Below are 25100 nucleotides of genomic sequence, written 5' to 3'. Positions count from 1 at the left end.
TTTTTTGCGTCTCGAAGGTTTGAGGCGAGACAGGCAATAGCTTTTGATCTGACCCCTTCCATGTAGGTGACATGTGTTGAGAGCGCGACCAACCTGTCTTATATGATTAGGGTGAAAACGGAGGTATCATCATGGCTTCTTCCCGCGGTTCCCTGTTAGATCGTGCAGTTCGTAGGGTTTTCCACCCTGGCGGTAGCGTGATTCGACAGGGGGAGTTCATCACCTTCAAACCGCAGGGCTTCGCTGCAGCCGACAATCCGGCTGAACTCATGTTCCGACCTACTATGAGCTGAGGCACCTACGGGCCTGCCTGGGATTGATGGCAGGACTCGGAGTCGAGCCCGGCCGATCGCTAGAAGTCGGCTGTGGCTTTGGTCGGCTGTCACCTTACATCGCGGAGCATTTCCTGCAACACACGGCAGTAGATATCAATCAGTGGGCTCTTGCCGAAGCTACCCGGTTCTATCCCCAGGTGTCGTTCTCATCGGCCAGCGCAACGGAGCTTCCCTTCCCTGAAAGCACCTTTGACGCCGTGATCACCTGGACCGTCCTTCAGCATGTACCGAATGCTCTTATCGGTAAGGCGCTGGAGGAGATCAAGCGAGTAGCGAAGCCAAAGTCGCTCCTGATTTTGTGCGAGGCTACGCTCAACGCAGCAAACCCGCAGAAGGATGAGCAACACACGCACGACAGGTTCCCGGAGTTCTACGCAGATGCATTCTCGGGTCGGAAACTTCTTGTTTCAGAGTTCATCGCAGAAATCGATCGCATCCCGTCGATGGCCTCCCCCGGCCGGATCATGGTGTTTGGACCGTTGAGCGAGAATCGATAGACTTAAGTTCTCACCGGAAAGAAAAGGCCCGCACACTCGCGGGCTTTTTCAGATCTTTTTTGGTAGCGCTACCGGGAATCGAACCCGGGTTTTAAGATTGAGAATCTCACGTCCTAACCCCTAGACGATAGCGCCACACCTGGAGGGGGCAGCCGCTTGGGCCGCTCTCTTAATCTATCAAACAATCAACTGGATGCAAAACCTGAGGGCCTGGTTTAACGCCTCCGGCTCTCGACTCGCCAAACGCCTGCAAACGTGCCTGGATACCTGTTTGCGAATTTCGATTGGAGGGGGTTAGATGCCCAGTTTCCGCACTTCCTCGTTGTAGTACTTGCGGTAGAGGATCTCCCACTCCTGCGAGCCTTCGAGGATGATCTTGCGCTGTGAGGCAATCTTCTGGCGCGCGGCGGTGTCGATGCGCGCCTCTTCCATCAGCAGATTCTCGAGCGCCTTCCGAGCCTCCTGCCGGATGGTATTGCGATCCTCCATGAAGCCAACTTCGTTGATATCGGCCAGAGTATCGGCAACGGTGTGAGCAAGCTTGTTGAGCTTGTCGCGGCTGATCCTCATAGCACCGCCTTGTACTTCTTCGCAAGCTCGGTCTTCACCTTCTTGAACATCTCCTGGTATTGCGCGCCGGACTTGCGCATCTCTTCGGAGTAGGCTTCGAGGATGACCCGCACCTCTTCGTTGATGCGGTCTTCGAGCGAAAGCTCGTCGGTGAGGCCGTCGGTCACGCGCGCCTCCGTGGCCTTCAAATCACTGGTGGTGATCATTTTGGCGTCGATGAGATGCTTGACCGTGCGGCGGGCGAGATACCCAATGTATTCGCGAGAGAAGATCATGGGCTAAGTAATAAAGATAACGCATCGGCCCCGCAGGTGTATATTGCGGCAGTTCACAGGTTCCAGTTCGTATTTCATAGTTCACGGTCCATCCACTGCGCCTAGGCCAAACAACCGTGAACTACGAACTAAGAACTGCCAACTTCTACGCCCGATGCGGGCAAGTCTTCGTATTGATGCACTCATCTGCGAGCCGGAGCCGTTCCACGGGGCGGCCGTTGATCAGGTGCTCCTGCACAATCTCCGCGGCGTCTTCCGGCTTTACATGTCCGTACCAGACCGCCTCGGGATAGACAACGACCGTCGGGCCGTGCTCGCACTGATCGAGGCAGCCGGACTTGTTGATGCGGACCGTATTCCCCAGGCCCGCCGCCTTCGAGATCTGCTGAAGCTGCGTGTGCAGTTCGCTCTTGCCATCTGCAGTGCACGAGGGCCGCGGCGCCCCTTCGGGACGGACATTATGGCAAACAAAAACGTGATGTTTGAAAACTGGCAAACTTGACCTCCAGTGTCCAGCTTACAGGCCCGCTTCGCTGCATCGCCCCAGCGCCAGCCGCGGAGGAACTTTCCACATCCCGCCGCTTGCGGCAGGGCCCCATCTGAGAGAATGGTTGCTTGACTATGGGTACGGACAATCTACTGTCGCTCAAGGACGATATGGTGGCTTTCATTGAGGGCCACGGGCTCGTCCGTCTTCCGGGCTACGTCACCGAAGACATCCCCTCCATCGTGTGGGAGGGCGCAGACAATCCCGACTCGTGGAAAGACTTCGTCGAGATGGCGAAGCGCGTGGGCGCGCCGTTCGTCACGTTCAGCGAGATGCGCCTCGAGCGCGAAGAACTCGACCGCCTCGTGGAAGAAGCAGGCGAGATGAACTTCCCCGACGAAGAAGCTACAGAGCTTGTCGAAGCGCAGTGGCTCCGCAAGTACGCAGGAATGGTGGGCTACATTCAGCTTGGCTTCATCCACCAGGGGATTGTGATCCTGCATGAAACCACCACGGAGTGGTACGAACGCTTCCAGTCGCTGCTCGAAGATGTCGACAGCTTTCACGACATCGTCATCGACGATACCGAACACGACGAAGAGGACGAGTAAGCAAGGTGAGCGCCGCCGGCGCAATGCAGAACTCGCCCGCAACCCTCAGCGCTCCCCGTCAACGCTGGATCCTGGCTGAACCCCATCCCGCAGAAGCTGAACAACTGGCATCCTCGGCGAGGATTCCGCTGGTGCTCGCCGAACTTCTCGTGGCGCGCGGCATTACCCAATCAGCCGAGGCCTTCGCCTTTCTCAATCCCGAAGTCGCGCACCTCAACGATCCGCTCCAGATGCGCGGCATGCAGCCCGCAGTCGAGCGCATCGAGGCTGCAATCGCGCGCAAAGAGCCCATCCTGCTCTATGGCGACTACGACGTTGACGGAACCACCGCTGTCGTCCTGCTGAAGACCGCGATCGAGATGCTCGGCGGCAGCGTGCGCTTCCACGTCCCACATCGCATTCGTGAAGGCTACGGCCTTCAGACTGCCGTGCTTCAGTCCGCGTACGCAGACGGCGTTCGCCTCGTCGTCACCGTCGATACCGGCATGCGCGCCTTCAACGAAGCAGAGGCTGCACGCGACCTAGGCCTCGATCTCATCATCACCGACCATCACCTTTCGCGCAGCGATGATGCCCTTCCCGCCGCGCTCGCCATCCTCAATCCCAACCAGCATGGCTGCCGTTATCCGGAGAAGTCGCTTTGCGGTGCCGCCATCGCGCTCAAGCTTGCACAGGCGCTGCTCGAGCGCCACGATGCGACGCGGACCCGCGACAAGCTTCTGCCCAGCTTCCTGAAGATCGCGGCCATCGCCACCATCGCCGACGCTGTCCCGCTGAAAGGCGAGAACCGCGTCATAGCGGCGCTCGGACTTCGCGAGCTGCGCCGTCCTGTTGGCGCGGGCCTGCGCGCGCTTTTTGCCGCAGCTCAGCTCGATCCCGCATCGAAGCCTCTCACCGGGTTCGACATTGCCTTCCGACTCGCGCCGCGCATCAACGCCGCCGGACGCATGGACGTCGCCTCCGACATCATCGAGCTCTTCTGCACGCGCGATCAGGCCCGAGCCACAGAACTCGCCAACAAGCTCGACCGGCTTAACCGCGACCGTCGCGAGACGGAAGCTCGCGCCCTGGCGGCCATCGAAGAACGGCTTGCGACCGACCCTGAATTTGCTGCCTCGCGCCTGGTCGTAGTCGACGGGGACGGCTGGCACCGCGGCGTCATCGGCATTCTTGCCTCGCGCGTCGTCGAACGAACTGCAAAGCCCGCCCTTGTCATCAGCGTGGAAGATGACATCGCACACGGCTCAGGCCGTTCCGTCGATCAGTTTCACCTGCTCTCCGCAATCGAAACCTGCTCCGATCTCTTCACGCGTTTTGGCGGCCACGCCTTTGCCGTAGGCTTCGCACTTCCGGCAGAGTCTCTGCCAGAGCTCAAGCGCCGCCTCGCCGAGTGCGCCGCAGAGCGCCTGGCCCATCGCGAGCCCGAACGCGATCTGCACATCCACGCTGAGCTTCCTCTCGACCAGGTCACGGCCGTTCTCGCCGGATGGCTGCGCAAGCTCGAGCCGCTCGGACACGGCAATCCCGAGCCCATCTTCATGGCGCGCAATGCCCAGCTAACGTCCGCCCCGCGCATCATGAAGGAGCGCCACCTTCGTCTCGAGCTCGCGCATGACGGAACCGGCGCGACGCGCGCGATCGGCTGGCAGATGGCCGATAAGCAATGCGAACTGGAACTGGGCCAGGGCGCGCGGGTCGATGTTGCCTATCGGATTCGCGAGAATCTCCATCCCGATTTCGGCGGCCTCGAAGTCGAACTGGCCGGCATTCGTCGCGCCGGACTTGAGCAGTCAGCTCTCAGCTATCAGCCCTCCGCTCTCATCTCAAACAGAAAGGCCCACGGCGAAACCGTGAGCCTTCCGTAAAGCAAATCCATGTTTAGTGGTGCGGGTGATCTTCGTGCTGCGGACGTCCGCCTCCGCCGCCACCATGCTCCTGGGGCGCCGGGCCGGGACGCGATTCAAACCGCGGCTGCGCGTTGCCGCGCGGCTGCTGTTCAAATCCTCGCTGCTGCGGCTGTGAAGGCCGCTGCTCGAATCCACGCTGCTGCGGCTGAGGCCGTTGCTCAAATCCACGCTGTTGCGGCGCTTGCTGCCGGCCCTGATTCGCGAACGCACCCCGATCGTTGCCACGCGGCTGCTGATCGAACTGCTGATTGCGGCCAGGCTGCTGTCCGCGCTGGAAATCGGGTCTCGCCTGCGGTCCGCGGTTGTTCTGGAAGCTTTGCGGACGGTTGCCGCCGTCGTTCCCATGAAAGCCCATGGGCCGCTCGGCCGCCATCATCTGCGGACGGCCGCCATTGTTGCGCGCATAGAAGTTGCGATCGCTGCGCGCCGCTTCCATGTGGTGCATCTGCATCGGCGTCTCGCCCATGTGGCGCTCGCTCATGGCGCGGCGCTCTTCCGGACGGGGTTCGTACCGGATTCCGTCGTGCCCGCCATTGAACGAAACACGGCGTTCATTCACGATTGTGTTGCGCTCGACAATGGTGCGGTCGACATACACGTTGCGGATGTGGACATTGTCGACGTGCACCACGGCGGTGTTGTAGAGGAAGTCGCGACCGTGCCAATACCCGCCGACGAAGCCCACGCCCATGTAGCCGAACCCGTAGTTGATGCCGCCGTAGTAGCCGACATGCGGACCCCAATAGCCGGGGTGAAAGACATACAGGCCGCCCGACCAGCCCCAGAACGGCGGAGTCCAAAGCGCGCCTTCATAAGGAGCAGGCACCCATGCGCCCGGCACCCAGTAGTAGCCCTCGGGACCGTACGCCCAGTAACCCGGCGTCCACATCCAGCCCGGCTCAGGGCAAGGCGGCTGCTCGTATACAGGCAGTATTGGCGGTGCGATATTCACGCTGATCAGAACGCCCGCAAAAGAGGAAGCGGGAACAACAGATAACAAAAACGCCAGAAGCATCCAGCGCGTTTTTCGGAGTAATTGCATGGGAACCCTCCTCGAAATATCTAGTCTTTTTTCGGACTCTTAAGCCGCCGGGGGACGGCGCCGCACTATTCAGACTATGCAGGCTCAGACCCTGAGTAGAAGGGAAAGTTGCAGCCTTCTCAGTCACTTTAGTTTTGGACTTCAGGCCAGACAGCAGAGGGCACACGACTTAACGCATGCCCTCGGCAAGGAAACCATCAAACCTAGAACGTCAATAACGGAAGCTCAATCCGGTTCCCACCACCGCATTCGCTTTCAGATCGATCGGGACCACAATGAATGGCGGATTGGGTACTCCGGTCGCAACGGCCGTTCTTCCGATTACGCCCGCCACATGTCCCACTCCGATATCGAACGCAAAGTGAGGATTCTCCTTCTGCGTCACGCGGACAGCGTAGTCCATCGTCGTAGGTATGTGCGCTTTGCTCCCCGGAGGAAACAGAACCACGCCAAGATTCACCACCTGCGGTGGCTCCTGGGTGAACCCAACAGCCGGAACAGCCGCAAGATTGTGCCCCAGCGGCAGCGGGATGCCGAGCCCGCCGAACAAGCGTCCGCTCAGGCGCGTCGACTGTCCACCGAGCCCGTAGATCGACGCATTCGTCGCCTTCCATCCGAGATTCAGCAAGAACGGAATCGGAGGATGAAGCCAGGTCTTCGTCGCGGCAACATAGATGTCGCCATTCGTGTAGGACTTCTGCGAGCCGGTCACAAACTGGTTCAGGTAGCCGCTGACGAATTTGTCGTTTGTCCGCACGACGAAGCCGGCGCCGATTCCCGGAGTCCACGCACCGAACTGCCCGTCTTTGATCGCGACAACCTTGCCGTTGAAGACATTCATTCCGGAGAAGTCCCAAAGCTTGCTGAATGCCGGGCTATTTCCCTTTGCATGCACGCTCCGCGTGTAGCCAAACTCCACCCGGTTCGCGATGCCCTCTTCGATCGAAAACGTGTGCACGTACCCGATCACGTTCGATGCATTCACGAAGTGATACCCGATCGCCGGATGCGACCACGTGTGTCCCTTCTCGCTGAGAACTACATATGCCGTGGGAGTGATAAAGCCCCCCGTCTGGCCTTCCAGCGTCAGGTTTTGCGCGTGAATGCGTGCGGCGCCCGAGAGCGCGACCGCGAGAGCTACAGCAGCAGTGAACAGCTTCAGTGCAGAAAGCTTGAACATCAGGTACTCCAATGCAGTAGTGACTTTTACGGTCGAAACGTGTCAGCGTGGTTAGCGGCACGCCGACCCCCGGGGAAAACCACTTCGTCTCGCCTATTTCTAAAATCGAATTGTTGTAACACAGCCGAAGCACCGTGGTCACGGTTACTAAGCACACGAGCGAACCACCGGCGCTAAGTCCTTGCAGTTGTTCGGGGTCACAACCTAGACTCACCCCATGCCGCGCGGACTGTTCATTACGCTGGAGGGCCTCGACGGCTCCGGAAAGACAACGCAGATCAAGCGCCTTGCCGCCTGGATGGATAAGCGCAATCTCCAGACGGTCGTCACGCGGCAGCCGGGAGGCACCGCGACCGGTGATCGCATCCGCGCCCTGCTGCTTGACTCCGGCTCCGCGCCGCTCGCCTCGATGACCGAGATGGCCCTGATGTTCGCAGACCGCGCGCAGGCCATCGCCGAGATCATCGAGCCCGCGCTCGCTGCGGGACGTATCGTCCTTTGCGATCGCTTCACCGACTCCACCGAGGCATATCAGGGTGGAGGCCGTCAGCTTGGATCAGAGCGCGTACTCGAGCTGCATCGCCTCATCTGCGGCGATCTTCAGCCCGACCTGACCTTGCTTCTGCTTCCGTCGCTGGAAGCGAGCCTCGCACGCGCCCGCCGACGCAACGAGAAACACGCCGCGAAAACCGGCCAGGATGAAAACCGCTTCGAGCAGGAACAGGGTGAGTTCTTCCGCCGCGTCTGGGAGAAGTACCGCGAGATCGCCCGGCGCGATCCTGGCCGCGTGGTCGTCATCGAAGGCAATCTCAGCATCGACGAAGTGCACGAACAGATTGTCGAGGCCGTCTCCGAGCGCCTCGTCGCACTGCACGGCGCAGCCTGATTGGGCTGCCCACATCTCGCTTCTGAGATGTGGGAAGCCACAATGCAAGGTAACCATAAGCCGGAACCCTGGTGCCCCATCCTTCCCTCGCCTTTCGCGGAAAGGGTAAGGACGCTTTTCTTTTGCGTCACTGTGCTCGATTGAAGTTCAGGTTGGTCGTGAACGTTCCCGTATCGTAGACCGCCGAACTCCATGGCACGCTGAGCTTGAACTGCGCCAGCGGATTGCATCCCACGATGCTCACCGTGAACGACGCACTCGCTGTTCCGCCCGTTGCGATGTCTCCCAGCAGAGATGGAGTGCTGCCGGAGATGATCTTCGGCGTGCACGCGGGCCCCGACGTTTGCGTAAGCGTGAATCCATTCAGTGTGGTTGCATACGCCGGCCCCACGTTCCCGTTCGTTGCCGTCACGGTGATCGTTCGCGTATTCGCCGTGCCCGCCTTCTGCGTAGCGGCGAACTTCAACCCATATCCCGGCAGCTTCGACGGATCCACGATGCCCCAGTACGCCGGCTTGGCCTGCAGACCCATGTCAAAGGGCAGCGGATAATCCGTGCGCGTAACCGGGAAACTGTCGAGCCAAGTATCGTCATCCGCCATGCCCCACATCGTCACCGAGCTCAGCTTGTCCTTCAGCTCGCGGAACGCATCGAAGTACGCTTTGTAGAGCCAGCCTTGTTCGGCGAGCACCGCCGGCGACACATTGCTGCCGTAATTCGACTTCGTGTCGCCCGCGTTGTAGACGCTGACGTCGAGTTCGGTAACCTGCTGGTCGATCCCCGGCACCTGATTCGCGACCGTCTCGATCGCATTCACCATCGCCGGAACCGACGGGTAGTTGATCGCGTTGTGCATCTCGTGACCGACGCCGTCGAGCAGGCCCTTCGCCTTCAGATCGCCGGCCACCTGCACCAGGCAGGCAAGCCGGTTCGCATCCGTCGTCGAGTAATCGTTGATGAACAGCTTCGTCCCTGCCGGAGCGAAGTCGCGCGCCGCTTTCAGTGCCACATCCAGGTAGCTCGCGCCCAGCACTTTGTAGAACGGCCCGTGCACCAGGCAATCTGTCTGGTTCGGATCGAGCGGCTCGTTCACCACATCCCATGCATAGACTTTGCTGCCGAAATGCTGCACTTCATTCTGAATGTGCTCGCGAATGTTGTCGATCACGAGCGCCTGGTTCGCCGGTGAGTTCGTGCCGTCTCCGGCAGCGTACGCCGGAACCTGCGATCCATTCGCCCACACCAGGTTGTGTCCGCGCACGCGCATACCCGCGCACTGCGCCAACCCTACCTGTGCATCGGCATTCGCATAGTTGAAGCTACCTTTTGTGCTCTCCACCGAGCTCCACTTCATGTCATTGCCTGAAGTGATGCTGTTGTAGTGCATCGTCAGCAGCTGCGCATGCGGCCCCGAGATGTCCGTCATATCTACCGCAGCGCCGATGGGGAAGAACTGCGACAGCGTCTGGTAGATCGACGGAATGTCTTTCTGGATCTGCGGCGGGTTCACATACGACACCTGGAAATCGTCGATGTAGAACGACACGAGGTCATCTCCCGATGACGGCACCGTCTGGAAATACAGGTTCGCTGCGCCCTGATCGTACGCGCTCGACATGTTATAGCCCATCACGCTGATTTGGTGCCAAGCGCCATCGGCCGGAACCGTGATGCCCGGATATCCGCTCACCCCCGGATAGCTCGTATTTCCATTCAGCGTTGTCTGCAGGCTCACGTTGATCACGTGATTCGATCCGTCCGTCGGCTGCAGCCGCACCCAGCCGCTCACGTTGTACACCGAGCCCGGATACATCTTGTTGCTCACGCTGATCTGCGGCCCATCCCAGTTCGCGATGCGTCCCGTCGTCAGCAGGCTGTTGTTTCCGCTGTGCGCAACGCCGCTCACGTTCGTTACCGTCGACTGTCCCGACCGCGAACCCCATCCATCCAGCCCGCTATCTTCAAACGTGCTGCTGATGCCGCTGTTGTCCTGCTGGCTCGGATCGGGCGGCGGCGGAGCCACTTCACTGATCGTCACGTTGCTGATGTAGAACGAGTCCGTTGCGCTGCTCGATTGCGCATACAGCGTCAATGACGTCGGGGGCCCCGGCAGATTGCTGAAGCTGAACGTGCCCTGCACCTTCGTCCATGTTGTCGACGACAGCGCACCCGAGGTCGCGAGATTCGCATACGCTCCGCTCGTCGCGCAGTCCGCCGTCTTCGTCGACAGCGTCACCGTCGGATTCGAACTGTCTGCCGCCGCAAGCAGAACGTACGCCGTCACCTGGTACGTTGCGCCGGCCGACAGATTCAGGTTCAGCAGATTCAGCGCGGGCCCCATGTAGCTCGCCGTTCTGTTCGTAGTCAGCAGAGCGGTCGTGTTTCCTGCCGGATCCTGCACTGGAGGCATCGCGTTCGTCAGCGTCGCCGACCCGAACGGGAACCACCCATCCAGCCCTCCATCCGACCATGTGTACTTCGCGACCGTCGTTCCACCCGGCGGCGGAGCCGTCTGCGTAATCACCACATCATCCAGGTAAAACGACTGCGCCGTCGTCGCGCCCACCAGCTGCGCATACATTGTCAATCCCGTCTCTGTCGTCGTCGCCGTATACGATCCGCCGATCGCCACCCACCCCGAATCATTCACGGGAGTCTGATAGGCGCCGATCGTGTCGTAGCAGGTTCCACCCGAGCAGCTGGCATCACTCCGCCGGATGGTGAGATTCGCATTCGTCGCAGTCTCTCCGGTGGTCAGCTTCACGTAGCCCGTGATCGTGTATTTCGCGCCCGCCTGAACTACGGTGCCCACATCGATCGAGGGCCCGCCTTGTCCGCCCGAGCCCGTCGTCGTGAGCAAACTATGCGTGCCGGAGTACGCCTGCGCCGTCGTTGCCGCCGGAGTCGTCGCCCCATTGAACGAACTCCACCCTTGCGCCGTCCCGTCTTCAAAGTCATACGTCGCAACCACCTGTGCGGAAAGAGGCGCCGCGCAGAACATCGCGCAGGCAAGAACCGCACAGAGCCGAACTGCAATCTGATTTTGACGCAGGGATTTCCTGATGACGTCGCGTAGACGAAGCATGGGGCGGTTCTCCTCTTTTCTTCTTCGTGTCGACCCAGAAGGCTCCGCGCTCTTGCGCCGCGGAGGATCGTGCTTGGGGAAGAGTGAAACCGATCACTGGCCTCAGTAATGCGATTTACTCAAACACGGCGCCGAGTATAGTCACGCCTTTTCAGAGCTGTCAAGAATCTATTTCGCATGAACATTTGTGACCGGCAAACTCCTTTAGTTCGCGCGAATCTGCGGCTACGATTCTTCGATCCACCACAATCTGGAATGATCTCTCCTGTTTAACGCTGTGCTCATCTGACCGCAACATTTCCCTGCTACGAATCTCCGAAGCGGAGAGTTGAAGGCCGGGATCTGCCGCGAAAAGACCCGCGACAGAATTCTCGCCCGCTCCTCGCAATTTCCCCACTCCTCGAGGAACCCGAATGCTGAATATCGCTCGACTCCGCCCTGTCGCAGGGCTCGCCATGATTGCTGCGCTCGCATCCGCCAGTGCCGTCGCTCAGAACGACGACGACCAGGGCGATCGCGACAGCCGTCAGATCAAGCACGTTTTCGTCATCGCCATGGAGAACCACAACTTCACCCAGCCGGCGCAGGTGCCTGGCAAAATTCAGCCGATCTACCAGAACCCCGCCAATCCCTTCACGAATAGCCTTATCAATGGAACAGCCGTGGCGTGGATCAACGGCAAGCCCGTGAACATCAGCGAGCACACTGCGTACGCCGTGTCTTATCACAACGTGCTCGCTACGCAGAGCGGCAACAACCCGCACATCCATCCCTCTGAGCCCAACTACATCTGGGCCGAAGCCGGCACCAACTTCGGCATCGCGAACGACGCCGATCCCTATCCTTCCAACGTGCAGAACACGACTCAGCATTTGTCTGCACTTCTCCAGAAGCAGGGCCGCACGTGGAAGTCCTATCAGGAGGACATCGATCTCGCCAGCGTCAACGGCAAGCTCACCAACGTTCCCCTGCCGCAGAGTCAGTGGACCGTTCCGCTCACCAGCCACAGCGGCTTGTTCGACGCGAACAGCCTGCTCAACGCCTACAACGACACGCTCCAGTACAACTACGCCGCCAAGCACAACCCGCAGGTCTTCTTTACCGACACCAACGGAGGCAATGACAGCACTCCCGCCAATCCTTTCGCAAAGAACTACGCGCCGCTGCAGCAGCTCGAAGTCGACCTCGCCAACAACACCGTGGCAGACTACAACTGGATCACCCCCAACCAGTACAACGACCAGCACAGCGCGCTTGCCACCGGATTCGCCGGCCTCACCGGCGACGCCTCGCAGCTCAAGACCGGCGACAACGCGCTGGCAAAGCTCGTGCCCATGATCATGGCGTCAAAGGCCTACAAAGACGGCGGCGCCATCATTCTCTGGTGGGATGAGTCCGAAGCCGATGGAGAGTCAGGCGACAACGCCGACGACTTCAATCACACCATCCCTGAGATCGTCATTTCCAACCTCGCGCATCCCAACGAGGCTGGCCTGCCTTACGCCAGCCAGGTCGATCTCACCCACTCCTCCGACCTGCGCACCATGCAGGAGATCTTCCACGTTCGCGCCGAGGGCGGTAACTCACCGTTTCTCGGCGATGCAGCCAATGCTAACGACCTCTCCGACCTCTTCGCTCCCGGAGTGATCCCTTCACTCCACTGAGGTCGAACTTCCCTCCCCCAGCACCACTCGCGGCGCAGAGTCAACCCACTCTGCCCCGCTTCCCTTTCGACCCGAATAGGTCGCCGTAAACTCTGGAACCACATTCTCCGTCCTAACGTACAAGCCCTCAGCACTCCCCCGGAGGTCCCCATGCACTCTCGACTTCTCAGTTGCGCGATACTCGCCATCGCAATCGCACCCGTGGCGCATGCACAGTCGGAGGACGAACCCGACATGCCCGGCATGGCACATATGGCCGGACACATGTACATGACCTCCCTGCGCACCGAGCAGCCCGGCGATCGCGCCAAAGCCGGTGCCATCGTCGCCGCAGCGAAACAGGCCATGAGGCCCTACGAGGACTACCACGCTGCTCTGGCCGACGGCTTCCGCATCTTCCTGCCCAACGTTCCGCAACCGCTCTACCACTTCACCAACATGGCGAACGGGCTAGCCGCGCACAAACACTTTGATCCTCTCAATCCGACCTCGCTGCTCTATCGCAAGACGGCTGACGGCGGCTACAAGCTCGTCGGCGTCATGTATACCGACCGTGTCGATGCCAATGAAGACGAGATCAACCAACGGATCCCGTTGAGCATCGCGCGCTGGCACCAGCACACCAATTTCTGCAAAGCACCCCCCGATCAGAAAGCCGCCTACTTCGGACCCAACGCAAGGTTCGGCCTCCTCGGCTCCATCCACACGCGCGACGAGTGCGAGGCCGCCGGCGGCATCTTCCACCCGCACATCTTTGGCTGGATGGTGCACGTCTATCCCAACGAAACCGACCCAGCGAAGATCTGGTCTACCGACGATCACGACGGCCACGACAACATGACCCACGACGCCATGCCCGGCATGAAGATGGATTAGAACCGCAGGGGTCGCCGCCCTCGTTCGTATGGTCCGCAACCCTGCGCGCCATCACCTACGTTTTTGAAAGGGTGTGCCTACAATTGCCGCCATGTTCCACCGGAACGCTCAATATGTCGCAGTCCTCTTGCCGCTGGCTCTCACTGCTTCCAGCGCGTTACCCCAGCAGGAGCCCAAGCCTCTGAGTCAGGAAGACCCCCGGCTGGTCTTTAGCTTTCCAATCCAGCCAGGCGCGGCGCCGCTCAGATTCGCTGTGGAGTTGGATAAGGCCGGATCGGTCACCGGCGTCTCCATATACAGGAACGGCGGACAGGAACCCATCCAGAGACTCGCAAGCTGTTCGCAGCCTTTGGAGCAGATAACAGAAGTCTGGGAGGATTATGAGCTTTCAAAGCTCGTTGCTCATGCCGATTTCAACTTCGACGGCTTCGAAGATCTGGAATTGTTGATCGCCTACATACCGCATCTGGATAAGAGGATCTCCTGCATCTATCTGTGGGATCAGAAACGCGGAAGCTTCGCGCTCTCAAAGCAGCTTTCGGATATCGGAGCCAATCTCGAAGCACATCCTGAAAGCAAGACCGTGACCTCGCATGAAAGCTGGTTCGGCGGCCCCTGGCAAGACGATACCTACCGCTGGACGGGGAACAGGCTTGAAGTGATCGAGGAGTCGAGCCTCCTTGGAGATTGGAGTTTGCAGACGAGCGACAAGTGCGGCTACACATACACGTGTAGCAGGTTGGTCGGAGGCAAGTTGGCTTTGACGCTTTCCAAGCCGGTTTGCTCGGGTGATGAAATGGGCAATCTCCCCGCCTGCCCGGTTGCGCCCGTGCGGCCCAAGCCAAGACCGCCAAAACTACAGAAATCCAGATGAGAGCGCATAGAATGCTGCAGAGCTCGAAAGCGCATGATCAATCGACGTAGATTTCTTGCAAGTTCCGCTGGAGTGGTGGGTGCGGCCGGTCTTCATGGCTCCACATTGGCTCCTTCCGACGCGATCTCCAGAAAGCCGGGCGTGAAGCTGAAGCTCGGCCTCAACGCTTATTCCTTCAACGGCCCGCTCCAATCTGGCACGATGACACTCGCCGATGCAGTCGCCTTCTGCGCAGAGAATGGCGTTGACGCGCTCGACGCCACGGGCTACTACTTCCCCGGCTATCCGAAGGTTCCAACGGACGATTACATCTACGCCCTCAAGCGCACAGCCTTCGTCAACGGCGTCGGCATCAGCGGCACCGGCGTTCGCAACAACTTCGCCACGGCGGACAAGTCCGCGCGCGAACGCGATGTGCAGATGGTGAAGGATTGGATCGTTGTCGCGAGCAAACTCGGCGCCCCCGTGATCCGCGTTTTCTCCGGCCCCGAGCGGCCTGTGGGACACGCGTTCGATGAGGCGCTCGACTGGATGGTCGCCGACTTGAAAGATTGCGCCGCATTCGGCAAGGAGCACGGAGTCGTCGTCGGCCTTCAGCAGCACAACGACTTCCTGAAGACCGCCGCAGAAACGATCCGCGTTATCGAAGCTGTCGATTCCGAGTGGTTCGGCAGCATCCTCGACATCGGCAGCCTGCGGTCGGGCGAACCCTACGCCGAGATCGAGAAACTTCTCCCCTACGCGGTCTCCTGGCAGATCAAGGAGGAGGTCTTCCGCAACAATCAACCCGAGCCGGTAGACCTCGCCCGCATAAAATCTCTCATCGACAACCACGGTTATCGGGGATACGTTCCCTTCGAAGCGCTAAGCACCGGCGACGCCCGCCCCAGGATCAAAGCCTTCCTCGCGAAGATCCGCACCGCCTTCGGCCTCACCTGCTAAGACATTCCAAAAGGTAAGCTCATAGTTCCAATGCATAGCTGAAAGCTGAGAGCTGAAGGCTGAGAGCCGAAAGCTCTCCTCACCCCCACGCCCCCAGCAGCCTCCTCACCATCACCAGCTGCCCAACGTGATACGCATTGTGGTCGGCGATCAATAGCGCCTCACGCAGAACCGTCTGCCCATCCCCGCCGGGAATCTTCGCGTACAGGTCGGTCTTCGGGTCGCGGATCAGCTCCACCATTTCTTTCAGATCGTGCTTGAACGCGCGCACGCTCTTCTCCCAGGCCTTCTCGTCTGCCGGCGCCTTCTCCTTCGGCCAATACCCTTCCGGCCACTTGGGCGACTCATGCTTCTCACTCCGCGAGAACTCGACGATGTCCCACTGCGCAATCCGCAGATGCTCCAGCAGTTGCCAGGGGCTGTGCTCGGCTCCCGCCGGCACCTTTCCGTAAAGCGCCGGAACCAGCCCCTTTACCGCATCGTCGAACGTCGCATGCGCCTGGGCCTCCGTCAAAAGCTTCACCAGATGCTCCCGCAGCGCCCCATCATTCCTGTCCGCCATCAGTTCCTCCTCAGCCTAAGATTCCGGCCATCCTGCGAAGATGCCGAAAATCCACACCTTGCCGGCAACCTGCCCTGACCACTGATCCCTGATCACTGTCTCTTTGTGGCAAAATATGAGATGTAGACCTATGTCCTGGAACCGCCGAACCCGCAACAGAGCAGCCTGGATGTGGCTGGCGATTGCCGCCGTCACCTTCACCTCTGTCGCCACGGCTGAGACCGGCCGGCAGACCTCCAGAGGCTATGCCCACCCGGTCTTCGAGTTTCTGGTGCGCAGCCACAGCCAGAGCTCCGCTGCCCACTCGGCTCCCTCGCGGTTCACGAACTCAGGTTCGCATCGGCAGGCAAGCTCCATTTTCCGAGGCAATGCGGCCGGTCCGCTGATCGCATTCCTACCCGTGCTCTTTATCGGGCTGGTTTCGCCGCTCCGTCCCCTGTCGGCCCCATCCGCGGACCCCCTTGGCCGCGCCCCCGCAACACCTCTGCTTTCCGCGCTCTTCCAGCGCCCTCCTCCCGCCCTGGCCTGATTCCCAGCGCCGCGCCGCGATCGCATTTTTATTCCCCGCGCAATCGCCGCAATCCAGGACACACCTACTGCAAGATCGGAGTTCTCCGTGTTTTACGATAAAGTTCTCACCAAAATCTTTGGAACCGCCAACGAGCGGGTCATTAAGAAGCTGCTGCCCATCGTGCAGCAGATAGGCGCCCTCGAGCCCGAGATTGAAAAGCTCACCGACGAACAGCTTCGCGGCAAGACCGCAGAGTTTCGCGCCCGCATCGCCGCCCGCGTCGCCAACATCACCGATGCCGATGAGAAGTACAAGGCCGAGAGGGAAGCTCTCGACGAAATCCTCCCCGAAGCCTTTGCCGTAGTCCGCGAAGCCGGCTGGCGTGCAGTGCACATGCGCCACTTCGACGTGCAGCTCATCGGCGGCATGGTCCTTCATCACGGCAAGATCAGCGAAATGAAGACCGGCGAAGGCAAAACCCTTGTCGCCACTCTCGCCTGCTACCTCAATGCCCTCGCCGGAAACGGCGTTCACGTCGTGACCGTTAACGACTACCTCGCCAAGCGCGACGCCGAATGGATGGGCAAAATTTACGAGTTCCTCGGCCTCACCGTCGGCGTCATCGTCCACGACCTCTCCGACGACGAGCGCCGTGCCGCCTACGGAGCCGACATCACCTACGGCACCAATAACGAGTTCGGCTTCGATTACCTGCGCGACAACATGAAGTTCGATATCAAGGATTGCGTGCAGCGCGGCCACTACTTCGCCATCGTCGACGAAGTCGACTCCATCCTCATCGACGAAGCCCGCACTCCGCTCATCATCTCCGGACCCACCGACCAGACGACAGACAAATACGAGCGCGTCCGCAAAATCGTCCCCTCGCTCGAGCGCGGCGAAGAGACCGAATCGCTCGAAGGTAAAACCTTCACCGGCGACTACGTCGTCGACGAGAAGCACCGCAGCATCGGCGTCACCGACGAGGGTTGGGTCACCATTGAAGAAAAGCTCGGTATCGACAACATCGCCAGTGCCGAAAACTGGGAACTCAAGCACTACGTGGAAACCGCCATCAAGGCCCACGCACTCTACAAAAAGGACGTCGACTACGTCGTCAAGGACGGCGCCGACGGCAAAGAAGTCATCATCGTCGACACCTTCACCGGCCGCCTCATGCCCGGCCGCCGCTGGTCCGATGGGCTCCACCAGTCCATCGAAGCCAAGGAAGGCGTCAAGATCCGCAAGGAAGACCAGACCCTTGCCACCATCACCTTCCAGAACTACTTCCGCCTCTACAAAAAACTCAGCGGCATGACCGGCACCGCCGAAACCGAGGCCGCCGAATTCGAGAAGATCTACAAGCTCGAAATCGTCGTCATCCCCACAAACAAGCCCCTGCTCCGCATCGAGAACCCCGACGTCGTCTACCGCACTGAGAAAGAAAAGTTCAAGGCCGCCGCTGACAACATCGCCGATCTCCACCAGACCGGCCAGCCCGTTCTCGTCGGCACCGTCTCGATTGAAAAGTCCGAGCGCCTCTCCGCCATCCTCCAGCGCAAAGGCATCCGCCACGTCGTGCTCAACGCCAAGCAGCACGAGCGCGAAGCCGAATTCGTCGCCCAGGCCGGACGCGTCGGCATGGTCACCATCGCCACCAACATGGCAGGCCGCGGTACCGACATTCTCCTCGGCGGCAACGCCGAATTCCTCGCCCGCCAGGAGCTTGTCCGACAGGGCCGCGCCCGCGCGCTCAGCACCGCTGAAGGCGCAATCAACCCCATGGCGCCCGCCGGATTCCAGCGCTTCTACTACCAGGGCCAGGAATTCGAAATCTCCGACGCCGACTGGAGCGAAACCTTCGCTGTCCACGAAGCAGCCGCCAAAAAAGAGCACGACGAAGTCATCAACAAAGGCGGCCTCTTCATCCTCGGCACTGAGCGTCACGAGTCACGCCGCATCGACAACCAGCTTCGCGGACGCGCAGGCCGCCAGGGCGATCCCGGCGCATCGCGCTTCTATCTCTCGCTTGAAGACGACCTCATGCGAATCTTCGCCAAGCAATGGGTCAGCACCCTGCTTGAAAAGCTCGGCATGGAAGAAGGCGTCCCCATCGAGTCGAAGATGATTTCGAATCGGATTGAAGCCGCGCAGAAAGCCGTCGAATCGCAGAACTTCGAATCGCGCAAACACCTCCTCGAGTACGACGACGTCATGAACAAGCAGCGCGAAGCCGTCTACGGCCTTCGCCGCCAGCTTCTCGAAGGCGTCGACCAGCGCGAGCTCATCCTCGACGACTACGTCGGCGGAATCCTCTCCGGCATCCTCGATCAGTTCGCCCCTGAAGACAAGCATCCCGACGAGTGGAACATCAAGGGCATGGACGAGCAGCTCAACAGCCAGTTCGGCTTCAGCATGTCCCAGGCCGGCATCGAGCCCAAGGAACTCGCCCGCCACGAACTCGGCGACCAGATCTTCGAAGGCCTCAAGCGTCACTACGAACAGAAAGAAGAGATCCTCTCCGCGCCGCAAATGCGCTACCACGAACGCATGGTCATGCTCAGCGTCATCGACGGCCTCTGGAAAGATCACCTTCTCTCCATGGACCACCTGAAGGAGGGCATCGGCCTTCGCGGTTACGCGCAGCAGGATCCGCTTGTCGCCTACAAGAAAGAATCCTTCGACATGTTCGAAGCGATGATGCAGAAGTTCCAGGAAGACACCGTCCGCTTCCTCTTTCGGATGCAGATCCTCGGACCCGATGGCCGCCCCATCAACGTTCCGCCGCCGCAGCCTCGCCGCGAAGTGCCCGCCGCGCCTCCGGTCGCCAGCGCCGAACAGCACGTTCTGCCCGGACACAGCGACGGAAACGGCTTCGGCCAGGGCCAGCCCATGCGCGAAGCCCCGCCTCAGCGCGAGGTTCCTATCCACACCCGCGCCCCGCAAACCACCATCGACCAGCTCGAAAAAGAGTTCGCCAAAAAGAAGCAGCGCGAGCTCGAAGCAGCCCAGCGCGCCGGTGGCGGAAATGGCAGCCAGCCCACCCAGCGCCGCACCGGCGACAAGGTAGGCCGCAACGACCCCTGCCCCTGCGGCTCCGGCAAGAAATACAAGAAGTGCCACGGCGTCGAAGCCTAGACCCCACACCGTTCTTCACCAGGAGCCGCTACTGCGATAGCGGCTCTTTTCTCAGCCCCCGCCGATTCAAGGGTTCCGTTATCAAGCAGTCTCAGCCAAACGGATTTGCTCTGAGGGCAGGACAGCGACGATTCACTGTGCCTCAAGTGGCTCGGTGACGGCTATCACCTGGTCCCCCTTCACGTTGTGCAGCTGCTGCACTGTGCCACTGGGCCAGACGATCACTACCTCAGTGGCCAACGTCTCCGGTCCAAGACCGAAATGCACCGGGCCAAGGCTGGATGAGGCATAGCAAACGCTGGATGTTTGGTGGTTGTACTGTGTGCGGGACTTCGTCACAACCTTGATCCTTGCGCCAATGCCGTCGCGGTTGCTCTTCACGCCGTGCAAGGCGAAGTCGAGCCAATGACCCGCGTTTGAGCTGTGATTCATCCAGAGTTCCGCCTGCTGATCCATCGAGGTCACAACAACGTCGATCAGGCCGTTACCATTGAAGTCTCCAAAAGCGCAACCCCGGTGACGAGCGGCCGTATCGTCGGTGAAGCCGGCTTCCTGGGTGAGCGGCTGCCATTGTTTATTCGGCAGGCCCCGAAAGACTGTGTTCGGCTGTCGGACAGCTTCACCCGGAGGCTGTATGACTGCGACATGACCGCGCGAGACGAACAGGTCCTTGCGGCCATCGTTGTCGAAGTCATAGAGAGCCGCTCCGAACCCGGCCATCTTCATGCTGTGGCGAGTCATACCGCTTGACCCTGTGATATCGCTGAAGGTTCCTTTGCCGGTGTTCTCAAGAAACGGGAACGTCTCCTTGTTCAGTGCGACGTAGAGAATGTCGGGATAGCCATCACCGCTTAGTTCGCGAAAATCGAGCCCCATACCGGAAATCAGCACGCCATCTTCAGGGACCGCGGTGTTGGTCTGAAAGGAAATCTGTTCAAAGCTTGTGCCTAGATTATGAAAGAGGAATTCGAACTCGCCGTCGTTGGTCACGAATAAATCCTGCTTGCCATCCAGATCGAAGTCGGCCACGCCAACGCCCATGCCTTTTCCGACATTTTCACGAATTCCCCATTCCTTCGAGACGTCCTTGAATTTGCCGTTGCCCTGGTTCAGAAAGAGCTGGTTTGGCATTCCTTTGTAATAACGAGGATGACAGTATTGGGGCGCTCCATCGACCACGCAGCGTGATTCCGATTCGTAGTGCCACTGGAGGTAGTTCACGACAAACAGGTCGAGTAAACCATCGTTGTTCACATCTACCCACGCGGCTGCAACTGACCACCTTGGTCCATATTCCGGATCCAGAGCACTGCCCAGCCCGGCACTCGCCGTGACGTCGGTAAAGGTTCCATCCCCGTTGTTGCGATAAAGCGCATTGCCGTGGACGCCAGCGATGAAGAGATCGGGATGGCCGTCATTATCGTAGTCACCAACAGCCACGCCAACATCGAATCCTCTTCCTGCGAGCCCCGCATGTTCGGTCACATCGGTGAATGTGCCGTCGCCATTGTTGCGGAAAAGGCGATCAGAATGCTTCGCATCTTTCTTTCCGATGGAAGACAGATCACAACCATTGGCAAAGAAAATATCGGGGCGGCCGTCCCCGTTGTAATCGAAGACCGCGATACCTCCGGCCATGCTCTCCGGGGCGTTACGCGCCGGGCTTTCGTCAGAAAAAAGCCGGAAGGGTAGATGTTTCAGGTCGAACCGAATAGGCGAATTTGGGGAAGCTGATTCCTGCGCCTGAAAGGCGTTGACGTCTCGAGCAGAGAGCAAAGCGCAAACCAGCGCGAAGAGTAAGGTACGAACTCCGTCCATATGCTTGCAGGTGGGTCTGGGGAACCGGGCGGAATTCTAGAGGTTCAAGCGCACTCAAAGCGAGCACTTTTTGCGCAGCACTTGTTGCATGGATACAAGCTTGTGATTCCAAACCCGTAAGCCATCAATCTTTCGCCGATTCGCATCAAATTAGATGTAGGGCGTTGGAATTCCAGATCAGCGAAAGGTAGAACCCATGGGCAAAACGTTCAATCCCGAGTTCACGCATCGCACCAACGAGGACGGCACACTTCACTCTTATTGTTCACGCTGCTTTGCCACCGTCGCCGACTCCGCATCGCGCGCCGACCTGGACACGGCCGAGCTGGCGCACAAGTGCGATCCTCGCCTGCTCGAAATGGTCGACAAATATCGACAGATCAGCAGACTTCGTTCCGTCGCATAAAAACTCGCTCCAAGAAATTTACATTCGTCATTAAAGTCCACACCGGGCCCCGCATCTTAGGTTGTAAGCAACCCCCTGCAGCGTACCGCCGATAGCGCGACCGCTGCGTTCCGACAAACTGAATCACTTTTTGGAGACGCCATGGCCCGGCTTAGCCTGCCACCGCACCTTGTCGCTCAAGGCGTGATTAAGCGCTGTTCTGCCTGCAATCATCCATTTCCTCTCGACGTGAAGCCTTCCCTGAGCCGAGCCTTCCGCAAGCACGTGGAAGACGTCCACCAAACGGTGGCCGAAGACGATGGCCGTAAATTGACCATGGGCTTCGCGCCGAAGAAATAGCGGCATAGATCACATCTGCCCGTCGTCGCGTTCCTTTGTACATGCATCAAACAGGTCTGGGGACAAGATCAGGGACATGCTTTTTCAAAACGTAATCAGGCACACGATCTATCTGCTGGCCGAGGCGGAGCGAGAAGCAGCGCTGCAACAGCGCCTGCGCGGGAAACGCGTTAGTGCGAATAGCGCCGGCAACTCATCGCATTCTGATCACGCGGCTTTCGATCGCGGCCATTCTCGAATCACCGCGATCAGACACTCTGACGCTTCTTCAAGGCAGACCGGCACTCGGCAAAGTAGCTCTCGTAAGTCTCCTCTTCTTCCGTAGGTCACGAAACCTATCCAGCGTCGTCACGCATCCTTTCAAACATGGACGCTGTAGTCAAGGTGTGGACTCTCTATCTTGCCTCAGGCATCGAGGCTGCATCTGCGGTCGTCATCGGAATCGCTGCGGCAGAGGCAATTGTTCGCGCGTACGCCTTGTTCTTTCGTCGCGCGACGTCGTTCTCACCCGACGAGAAGGAAGCTATCCGGCTTCGCCTTGGCCGTTGGCTCGCCCTGGCTCTGGAATTCGAAGTTGCCGCCGATATCCTGCGCACCGCTATCGCGCCCTCATGGACAGAAATCGGCAAGCTCGCCGCCATCGTCGGCCTCCGCACAGCGCTCAACTACTTCCTGCAGCAGGAAATCGACCGCGAAGCAAGGCAGCATCCAGGCCAGAAACTCGATCAGCTCCAACAGCAAGGCTAGGCGAAAGTTTTGCGATCAGCGGGAGTTCCCTATCGCGTCAAACGTCAGATCCTTCACCGCGCAGTTGTGCTCCGCGCACCACTGCTCAAACAGCCGGCCGTAGCTCAAGGTGATGTACTGAGATCGTTCGACTCCCAGCTTCCCAGCGGTTCGATCGATCCATTCGGCCTCACCCTCAAGTTCCGCAAACACGCCGATCGGCGTCTCGTCGATGACGCAGTGGCCCTGACCATCGGACCACTCGCTGCGCCACTTTTCATACCGGAACGCCTCCACCAGCCCAATCGACCGAAAGACCTGCGCCAGCACCTCTCCATCGCCGACCTGCGTCTCCGTCTCGATCCGATGCTTGTGCACGTCTTCGCCGGGGATCCCATCCGGCAGCCGCTTATGCGTGATCACCCACCGGCCGCCGTAGTTGCGAATGCGCAGAATCTCCGTTCGCGTCCGCATCTTGCGGTCCGCGGTGTCGAACAGCACGTTGCTCTCAAACGTCCGCGGAGTCTCCTCGCGAAATCCCGCCTCGCGCAGCCGCGCAGCCAGCCCGTTTGCATCATCAACCCTGAATTTGATCTCGGTCTCGATAGACATATCAAGCAGCGAGTATACGAGTGTTGCGGCGGCCCATTCAAACCAGCGAGAATCGCAATGTGAAGACGCTCCGCCTCAAGGTCGATCCCGCGCAACTCGATAGCCAAGAAGCGAAGTCAGCTATCGCCCAGGCGGCTCAGATTCTCCGTGCGGGTGGACTCGTTGCCTTGCCCACCGAAACCGTCTACGGCCTCGGCGCCAATGCCCTCGACGCCGAAGCGGTCACACGCATCTTCACCGCCAAGCAGCGCCCCTCCTGGGATCCCATCATCGTCCACATCGCCGGACCGGTTGAAGGGAATTCAATGCTCGAGCAATTAGTCGTCAACGCGCCGTCGACGGCCGAGGCCCTCATGCGCAGTTTCTGGCCCGGACCCCTCACGCTGCTCCTGCCCCGCAGCTCCGCCGTTCCTGACGTTGTTACCGCCGGCCGCGCGCTGGTCGGCATCCGCATGCCCGCGCATCCGGTTGCGTTCGAGCTGATCCGCCACGCGGGCATCCCGATCGCAGCCCCCAGCGCCAACGTCTTCGGCCACATCAGCCCCACCACCGCTGAACACGTCCTCGAAGACCTCGATGGAAAGATCGACGCCGTTCTCGACGCGGGCCCCACCCAGCACGGAGTCGAGTCCACCGTCCTCGATCCCAACCAGAATCCGATGATGATCTACCGCCCTGGAGCCGTCACCGCTCCGCAGATCGCGCGGGTGGTCGCTGGTCCTGTCAAAACCATCAAGGAAAGCATTCTGCCCGATGCAGCACCAAGGCAGGCTCTGCCCTCACCGGGCGTCGGCCTTCGTCACTACGCTCCACGCGCCTGTTTGATCCTCGTTGAAGGAGCTCTCTCTGAACTGGCGGCCCGCCTCAGCGCCGCTGCGCAGCCGCACGAGCGCGAACGCCTGGGCGTCATGCTCCCGGCAGAGCTCGCCAACACTGATCTTGGCGCGCCGCTCCGCGCCGCCGCGAACTACGCATGGGGCCGCTGGACCGTCCCCTACGAACTGGCGGAAACCCTCTACGCCGGTCTGCGCGCCCTCGACGCTCAAGGTTGTGACGTGATCCTGTGTCCTATGCCCGAACCGGGCGGCATCAACGACGCCATCCGCGATCGGCTCCGCAAGGCTGCCTACTCTATCTAGCTGACGGCTGAAAGCTGATAGCTAACAGCTGATGGCTGACAACTGAACCCTATAGCTGATCCCATAGGCGAGAAAAGCTAGAAGCTAAAGGCTAGGAGTTAGAAGCTGCTTACTGTCCCGCCTCGCCCTGCTTGTACATGTACTTGATCGCCGACTTATAGATGAGCACCTTATTCCGTCCGCGAATCTTCAGCACGCCGCGGTCGTACCACTCGATTTGCCCCTGCAGCTTCTCTCCGTCTTCCAGCACAATCACCATCGGCGTCTGCGATTGAATCTGCTTCTGCAGATAAAACAGCTCCGCCTGGCGATGACTCGCGGCTTCTTCCACGTCGTGATTTGTGAACCGGAACGAAGGTGTAGGTACCGAGTGCTGCTGCCGATACTGGCTGAGATAAGAACCCGGGCGGCGCTGCTGGCCTTCGACACCCGGCAAAGTAGTCTGACTATTCATAAGCGATCAACCTCCTCGGCAACGGAAGCGCGTGCGCGACGATGGAATCCTGTGCCCTGCGACAACGTATGGCCCGAAAACGGAAACGTGTGATTTGAGAGATGCAGAACATCCCCGGAGCTTTGCTTGAATCAAAAGCACACTCTTCCGGACTGTTCCTTAGC

Annotated in this window: 24 protein-coding genes and 1 tRNA gene; 13 read left to right on the top strand and 12 right to left on the bottom strand. The window is 59.8% G+C overall.

Annotated features, from left to right (window positions below):
• Positions 1-319: 319 nt before the first annotated feature.
• Positions 320-832: a class I SAM-dependent methyltransferase gene (locus DHV10_RS24085; RefSeq protein ID WP_109488981.1), complete on the top strand. Its 513-nt coding sequence runs from the start codon at positions 320-322 to the stop codon at positions 830-832.
• Positions 833-892: 60 nt separating this feature from the next.
• Here DHV10_RS24085 and DHV10_RS24080 read toward each other — a convergent pair.
• The 4 genes from DHV10_RS24080 to DHV10_RS24065 form a co-directional block, all read right to left on the bottom strand.
• Positions 893-967 (bottom strand) — tRNA-Glu (locus tag DHV10_RS24080).
• Between the two features lie 159 nt (positions 968-1126).
• A complete protein-coding gene (locus tag DHV10_RS28080; RefSeq protein WP_109488980.1) occupies positions 1127-1402 on the bottom strand; it encodes a DUF507 family protein in 276 nt (91 codons plus the stop codon).
• Positions 1399-1677, bottom strand: coding sequence for a DUF507 family protein (locus tag DHV10_RS28075; protein ID WP_109488979.1), 279 nt, complete (start codon positions 1675-1677; stop codon positions 1399-1401). The genes DHV10_RS28080 and DHV10_RS28075 overlap by 4 nt, the downstream gene beginning before the upstream one ends.
• 145 nt (positions 1678-1822) lie before the next feature.
• Positions 1823-2173, bottom strand: a complete 351-nt coding sequence (locus DHV10_RS24065; protein WP_109488978.1) for a (2Fe-2S) ferredoxin domain-containing protein — start codon at positions 2171-2173, stop codon at positions 1823-1825.
• A gap of 125 nt (positions 2174-2298) precedes the next feature.
• On the opposite strand from DHV10_RS24065, the gene DHV10_RS24060 reads away from it, so the two are divergent.
• Both DHV10_RS24060 and recJ read left to right on the top strand, forming a co-directional pair.
• A complete protein-coding gene (locus DHV10_RS24060) occupies positions 2299-2775 on the top strand; it encodes a hypothetical protein (protein WP_109488977.1) in 477 nt (158 codons plus the stop codon).
• A 5-nt stretch (positions 2776-2780) separates the two neighbouring features.
• Positions 2781-4640 (top strand): single-stranded-DNA-specific exonuclease RecJ, encoded by a 1860-nt coding sequence (gene recJ / locus DHV10_RS24055; protein ID WP_239462015.1) that lies wholly within the window; start codon positions 2781-2783, stop codon positions 4638-4640.
• Positions 4641-4653: 13 nt separating this feature from the next.
• Here recJ and DHV10_RS24050 read toward each other — a convergent pair whose 3' ends face one another.
• The gene (locus tag DHV10_RS24050; protein WP_109488975.1) at positions 4654-5724 is read right to left on the bottom strand and encodes a YXWGXW repeat-containing protein; all 1071 of its coding nucleotides are present in this window, start codon (positions 5722-5724) and stop codon (positions 4654-4656) included.
• A gap of 211 nt (positions 5725-5935) precedes the next feature.
• Entirely contained in the window at positions 5936-6904 is a 969-nt protein-coding gene (locus DHV10_RS24045; RefSeq protein WP_109488974.1) for a DUF3034 family protein, read from the bottom strand.
• Positions 6905-7121: 217 nt separating this feature from the next.
• Here DHV10_RS24045 and tmk point away from each other — a divergent pair, with 217 nt between their 5' ends.
• Positions 7122-7790: a dTMP kinase gene (gene tmk / locus DHV10_RS24040; RefSeq protein WP_109488973.1), complete on the top strand. Its 669-nt coding sequence runs from the start codon at positions 7122-7124 to the stop codon at positions 7788-7790.
• A 127-nt stretch (positions 7791-7917) separates the two neighbouring features.
• Here tmk and DHV10_RS24035 read toward each other — a convergent pair whose 3' ends face one another.
• Positions 7918-10875, bottom strand: coding sequence for an endo-1,4-beta-xylanase (locus DHV10_RS24035; RefSeq protein ID WP_109488972.1), 2958 nt, complete (start codon positions 10873-10875; stop codon positions 7918-7920).
• A 413-nt stretch (positions 10876-11288) separates the two neighbouring features.
• Between DHV10_RS24035 and DHV10_RS24030 the strand changes: the two genes are divergently transcribed.
• The 4 genes from DHV10_RS24030 (at position 11289) to DHV10_RS24015 (ending at position 15231) form a co-directional block, all read left to right on the top strand.
• Entirely contained in the window at positions 11289-12539 is a 1251-nt protein-coding gene (locus DHV10_RS24030) for an alkaline phosphatase family protein (RefSeq protein WP_109488971.1), read from the top strand.
• Between the two features lie 150 nt (positions 12540-12689).
• On the top strand, positions 12690-13415 hold the full coding sequence (locus DHV10_RS24025) for a hypothetical protein (protein ID WP_109488970.1): 726 nt from the start codon (positions 12690-12692) through the stop codon (positions 13413-13415).
• A 73-nt stretch (positions 13416-13488) separates the two neighbouring features.
• Entirely contained in the window at positions 13489-14289 is an 801-nt protein-coding gene (locus DHV10_RS24020) for an XAC2610-related protein (RefSeq protein WP_162601857.1), read from the top strand.
• 33 nt (positions 14290-14322) lie between these two features.
• Positions 14323-15231: a sugar phosphate isomerase/epimerase family protein gene (locus DHV10_RS24015; protein ID WP_109488968.1), complete on the top strand. Its 909-nt coding sequence runs from the start codon at positions 14323-14325 to the stop codon at positions 15229-15231.
• A gap of 79 nt (positions 15232-15310) precedes the next feature.
• Here the strand turns inward: DHV10_RS24015 and DHV10_RS24010 are convergent, their stop codons facing one another.
• Positions 15311-15793, bottom strand: a complete 483-nt coding sequence (locus DHV10_RS24010) for a DinB family protein (RefSeq protein WP_109488967.1) — start codon at positions 15791-15793, stop codon at positions 15311-15313.
• Positions 15794-15923: 130 nt separating this feature from the next.
• On the opposite strand from DHV10_RS24010, the gene DHV10_RS24005 reads away from it, so the two are divergent.
• Positions 15924-16322, top strand: coding sequence for a hypothetical protein (locus DHV10_RS24005; protein ID WP_109488966.1), 399 nt, complete (start codon positions 15924-15926; stop codon positions 16320-16322).
• An 87-nt stretch (positions 16323-16409) separates the two neighbouring features.
• Complete coding sequence (gene secA, locus DHV10_RS24000) at positions 16410-19442, top strand: preprotein translocase subunit SecA (RefSeq protein WP_109488965.1); 3033 nt, start codon at positions 16410-16412, stop codon at positions 19440-19442.
• Between the two features lie 132 nt (positions 19443-19574).
• Here secA and DHV10_RS23995 read toward each other — a convergent pair whose 3' ends face one another.
• Positions 19575-21080: a CRTAC1 family protein gene (locus DHV10_RS23995; protein ID WP_204101517.1), complete on the bottom strand. Its 1506-nt coding sequence runs from the start codon at positions 21078-21080 to the stop codon at positions 19575-19577.
• Between the two features lie 376 nt (positions 21081-21456).
• Between DHV10_RS23995 and DHV10_RS23990 the strand changes: the two genes are divergently transcribed.
• A complete protein-coding gene (locus tag DHV10_RS23990) occupies positions 21457-21666 on the top strand; it encodes a hypothetical protein (RefSeq protein WP_109488963.1) in 210 nt (69 codons plus the stop codon).
• Between the two features lie 123 nt (positions 21667-21789).
• On the opposite strand, the gene DHV10_RS23985 is transcribed toward DHV10_RS23990, so the two are convergent.
• Positions 21790-22011 (bottom strand): hypothetical protein, encoded by a 222-nt coding sequence (locus tag DHV10_RS23985; protein ID WP_109488962.1) that lies wholly within the window; start codon positions 22009-22011, stop codon positions 21790-21792.
• Between the two features lie 360 nt (positions 22012-22371).
• Here DHV10_RS23985 and DHV10_RS23980 point away from each other — a divergent pair, with 360 nt between their 5' ends.
• Positions 22372-22752, top strand: a complete 381-nt coding sequence (locus DHV10_RS23980) for a DUF1622 domain-containing protein (RefSeq protein WP_109488961.1) — start codon at positions 22372-22374, stop codon at positions 22750-22752.
• Between the two features lie 15 nt (positions 22753-22767).
• Here the strand turns inward: DHV10_RS23980 and DHV10_RS23975 are convergent, their stop codons facing one another.
• Positions 22768-23343, bottom strand: a complete 576-nt coding sequence (locus DHV10_RS23975; protein ID WP_109488960.1) for a class IV adenylate cyclase — start codon at positions 23341-23343, stop codon at positions 22768-22770.
• A gap of 23 nt (positions 23344-23366) precedes the next feature.
• On the opposite strand from DHV10_RS23975, the gene DHV10_RS23970 reads away from it, so the two are divergent.
• Positions 23367-24482 (top strand): L-threonylcarbamoyladenylate synthase, encoded by a 1116-nt coding sequence (locus DHV10_RS23970; protein ID WP_239462014.1) that lies wholly within the window; start codon positions 23367-23369, stop codon positions 24480-24482.
• A gap of 109 nt (positions 24483-24591) precedes the next feature.
• On the opposite strand, the gene DHV10_RS23965 is transcribed toward DHV10_RS23970, so the two are convergent.
• Complete coding sequence (locus DHV10_RS23965) at positions 24592-24936, bottom strand: RNA chaperone Hfq (RefSeq protein ID WP_109488958.1); 345 nt, start codon at positions 24934-24936, stop codon at positions 24592-24594.
• Positions 24937-25100: the final 164 nt, after the last annotated feature.

It is taken from the genome of Occallatibacter savannae (assembly GCF_003131205.1).
GTDB lineage: Bacteria > Acidobacteriota > Terriglobia > Terriglobales > Acidobacteriaceae > Telmatobacter > Telmatobacter savannae.
The sequence above is the reverse complement of the archived record's forward strand: the minus strand, read 5'-3'. Positions and strand labels throughout refer to the sequence as shown.

Bases quoted from the DNA above. Each gene is read 5' to 3' on its own strand.
- DHV10_RS24085 (WP_109488981.1), top strand. From the start codon at position 320: ATGGCAGGACTCGGAGTCGAGCCCGGCCGATCGCTAGAAGTCGGCTGT.
- DHV10_RS28080 (WP_109488980.1), bottom strand. From the start codon at position 1,402: ATGAGGATCAGCCGCGACAAGCTCAACAAGCTTGCTCACACCGTTGCC.
- DHV10_RS28075 (WP_109488979.1), bottom strand. From the start codon at position 1,677: ATGATCTTCTCTCGCGAATACATTGGGTATCTCGCCCGCCGCACGGTC.
- DHV10_RS24060 (WP_109488977.1), top strand. From the start codon at position 2,299: ATGGGTACGGACAATCTACTGTCGCTCAAGGACGATATGGTGGCTTTC.
- DHV10_RS24050 (WP_109488975.1), bottom strand. From the start codon at position 5,724: ATGCAATTACTCCGAAAAACGCGCTGGATGCTTCTGGCGTTTTTGTTA.
- DHV10_RS24045 (WP_109488974.1), bottom strand. From the start codon at position 6,904: ATGTTCAAGCTTTCTGCACTGAAGCTGTTCACTGCTGCTGTAGCTCTC.
- tmk (WP_109488973.1), top strand. From the start codon at position 7,122: ATGCCGCGCGGACTGTTCATTACGCTGGAGGGCCTCGACGGCTCCGGA.
- DHV10_RS24035 (WP_109488972.1), bottom strand. From the start codon at position 10,875: ATGCTTCGTCTACGCGACGTCATCAGGAAATCCCTGCGTCAAAATCAG.
- DHV10_RS24030 (WP_109488971.1), top strand. From the start codon at position 11,289: ATGCTGAATATCGCTCGACTCCGCCCTGTCGCAGGGCTCGCCATGATT.
- DHV10_RS24025 (WP_109488970.1), top strand. From the start codon at position 12,690: ATGCACTCTCGACTTCTCAGTTGCGCGATACTCGCCATCGCAATCGCA.
- DHV10_RS24015 (WP_109488968.1), top strand. From the start codon at position 14,323: ATGATCAATCGACGTAGATTTCTTGCAAGTTCCGCTGGAGTGGTGGGT.
- DHV10_RS24010 (WP_109488967.1), bottom strand. From the start codon at position 15,793: ATGGCGGACAGGAATGATGGGGCGCTGCGGGAGCATCTGGTGAAGCTT.
- DHV10_RS24005 (WP_109488966.1), top strand. From the start codon at position 15,924: ATGTCCTGGAACCGCCGAACCCGCAACAGAGCAGCCTGGATGTGGCTG.
- DHV10_RS23995 (WP_204101517.1), bottom strand. From the start codon at position 21,080: ATGGCCGGAGGTATCGCGGTCTTCGATTACAACGGGGACGGCCGCCCC.
- DHV10_RS23990 (WP_109488963.1), top strand. From the start codon at position 21,457: ATGGGCAAAACGTTCAATCCCGAGTTCACGCATCGCACCAACGAGGAC.
- DHV10_RS23985 (WP_109488962.1), bottom strand. From the start codon at position 22,011: ATGCCGCTATTTCTTCGGCGCGAAGCCCATGGTCAATTTACGGCCATC.
- DHV10_RS23980 (WP_109488961.1), top strand. From the start codon at position 22,372: ATGGACGCTGTAGTCAAGGTGTGGACTCTCTATCTTGCCTCAGGCATC.
- DHV10_RS23975 (WP_109488960.1), bottom strand. From the start codon at position 23,343: ATGTCTATCGAGACCGAGATCAAATTCAGGGTTGATGATGCAAACGGG.
- DHV10_RS23965 (WP_109488958.1), bottom strand. From the start codon at position 24,936: ATGAATAGTCAGACTACTTTGCCGGGTGTCGAAGGCCAGCAGCGCCGC.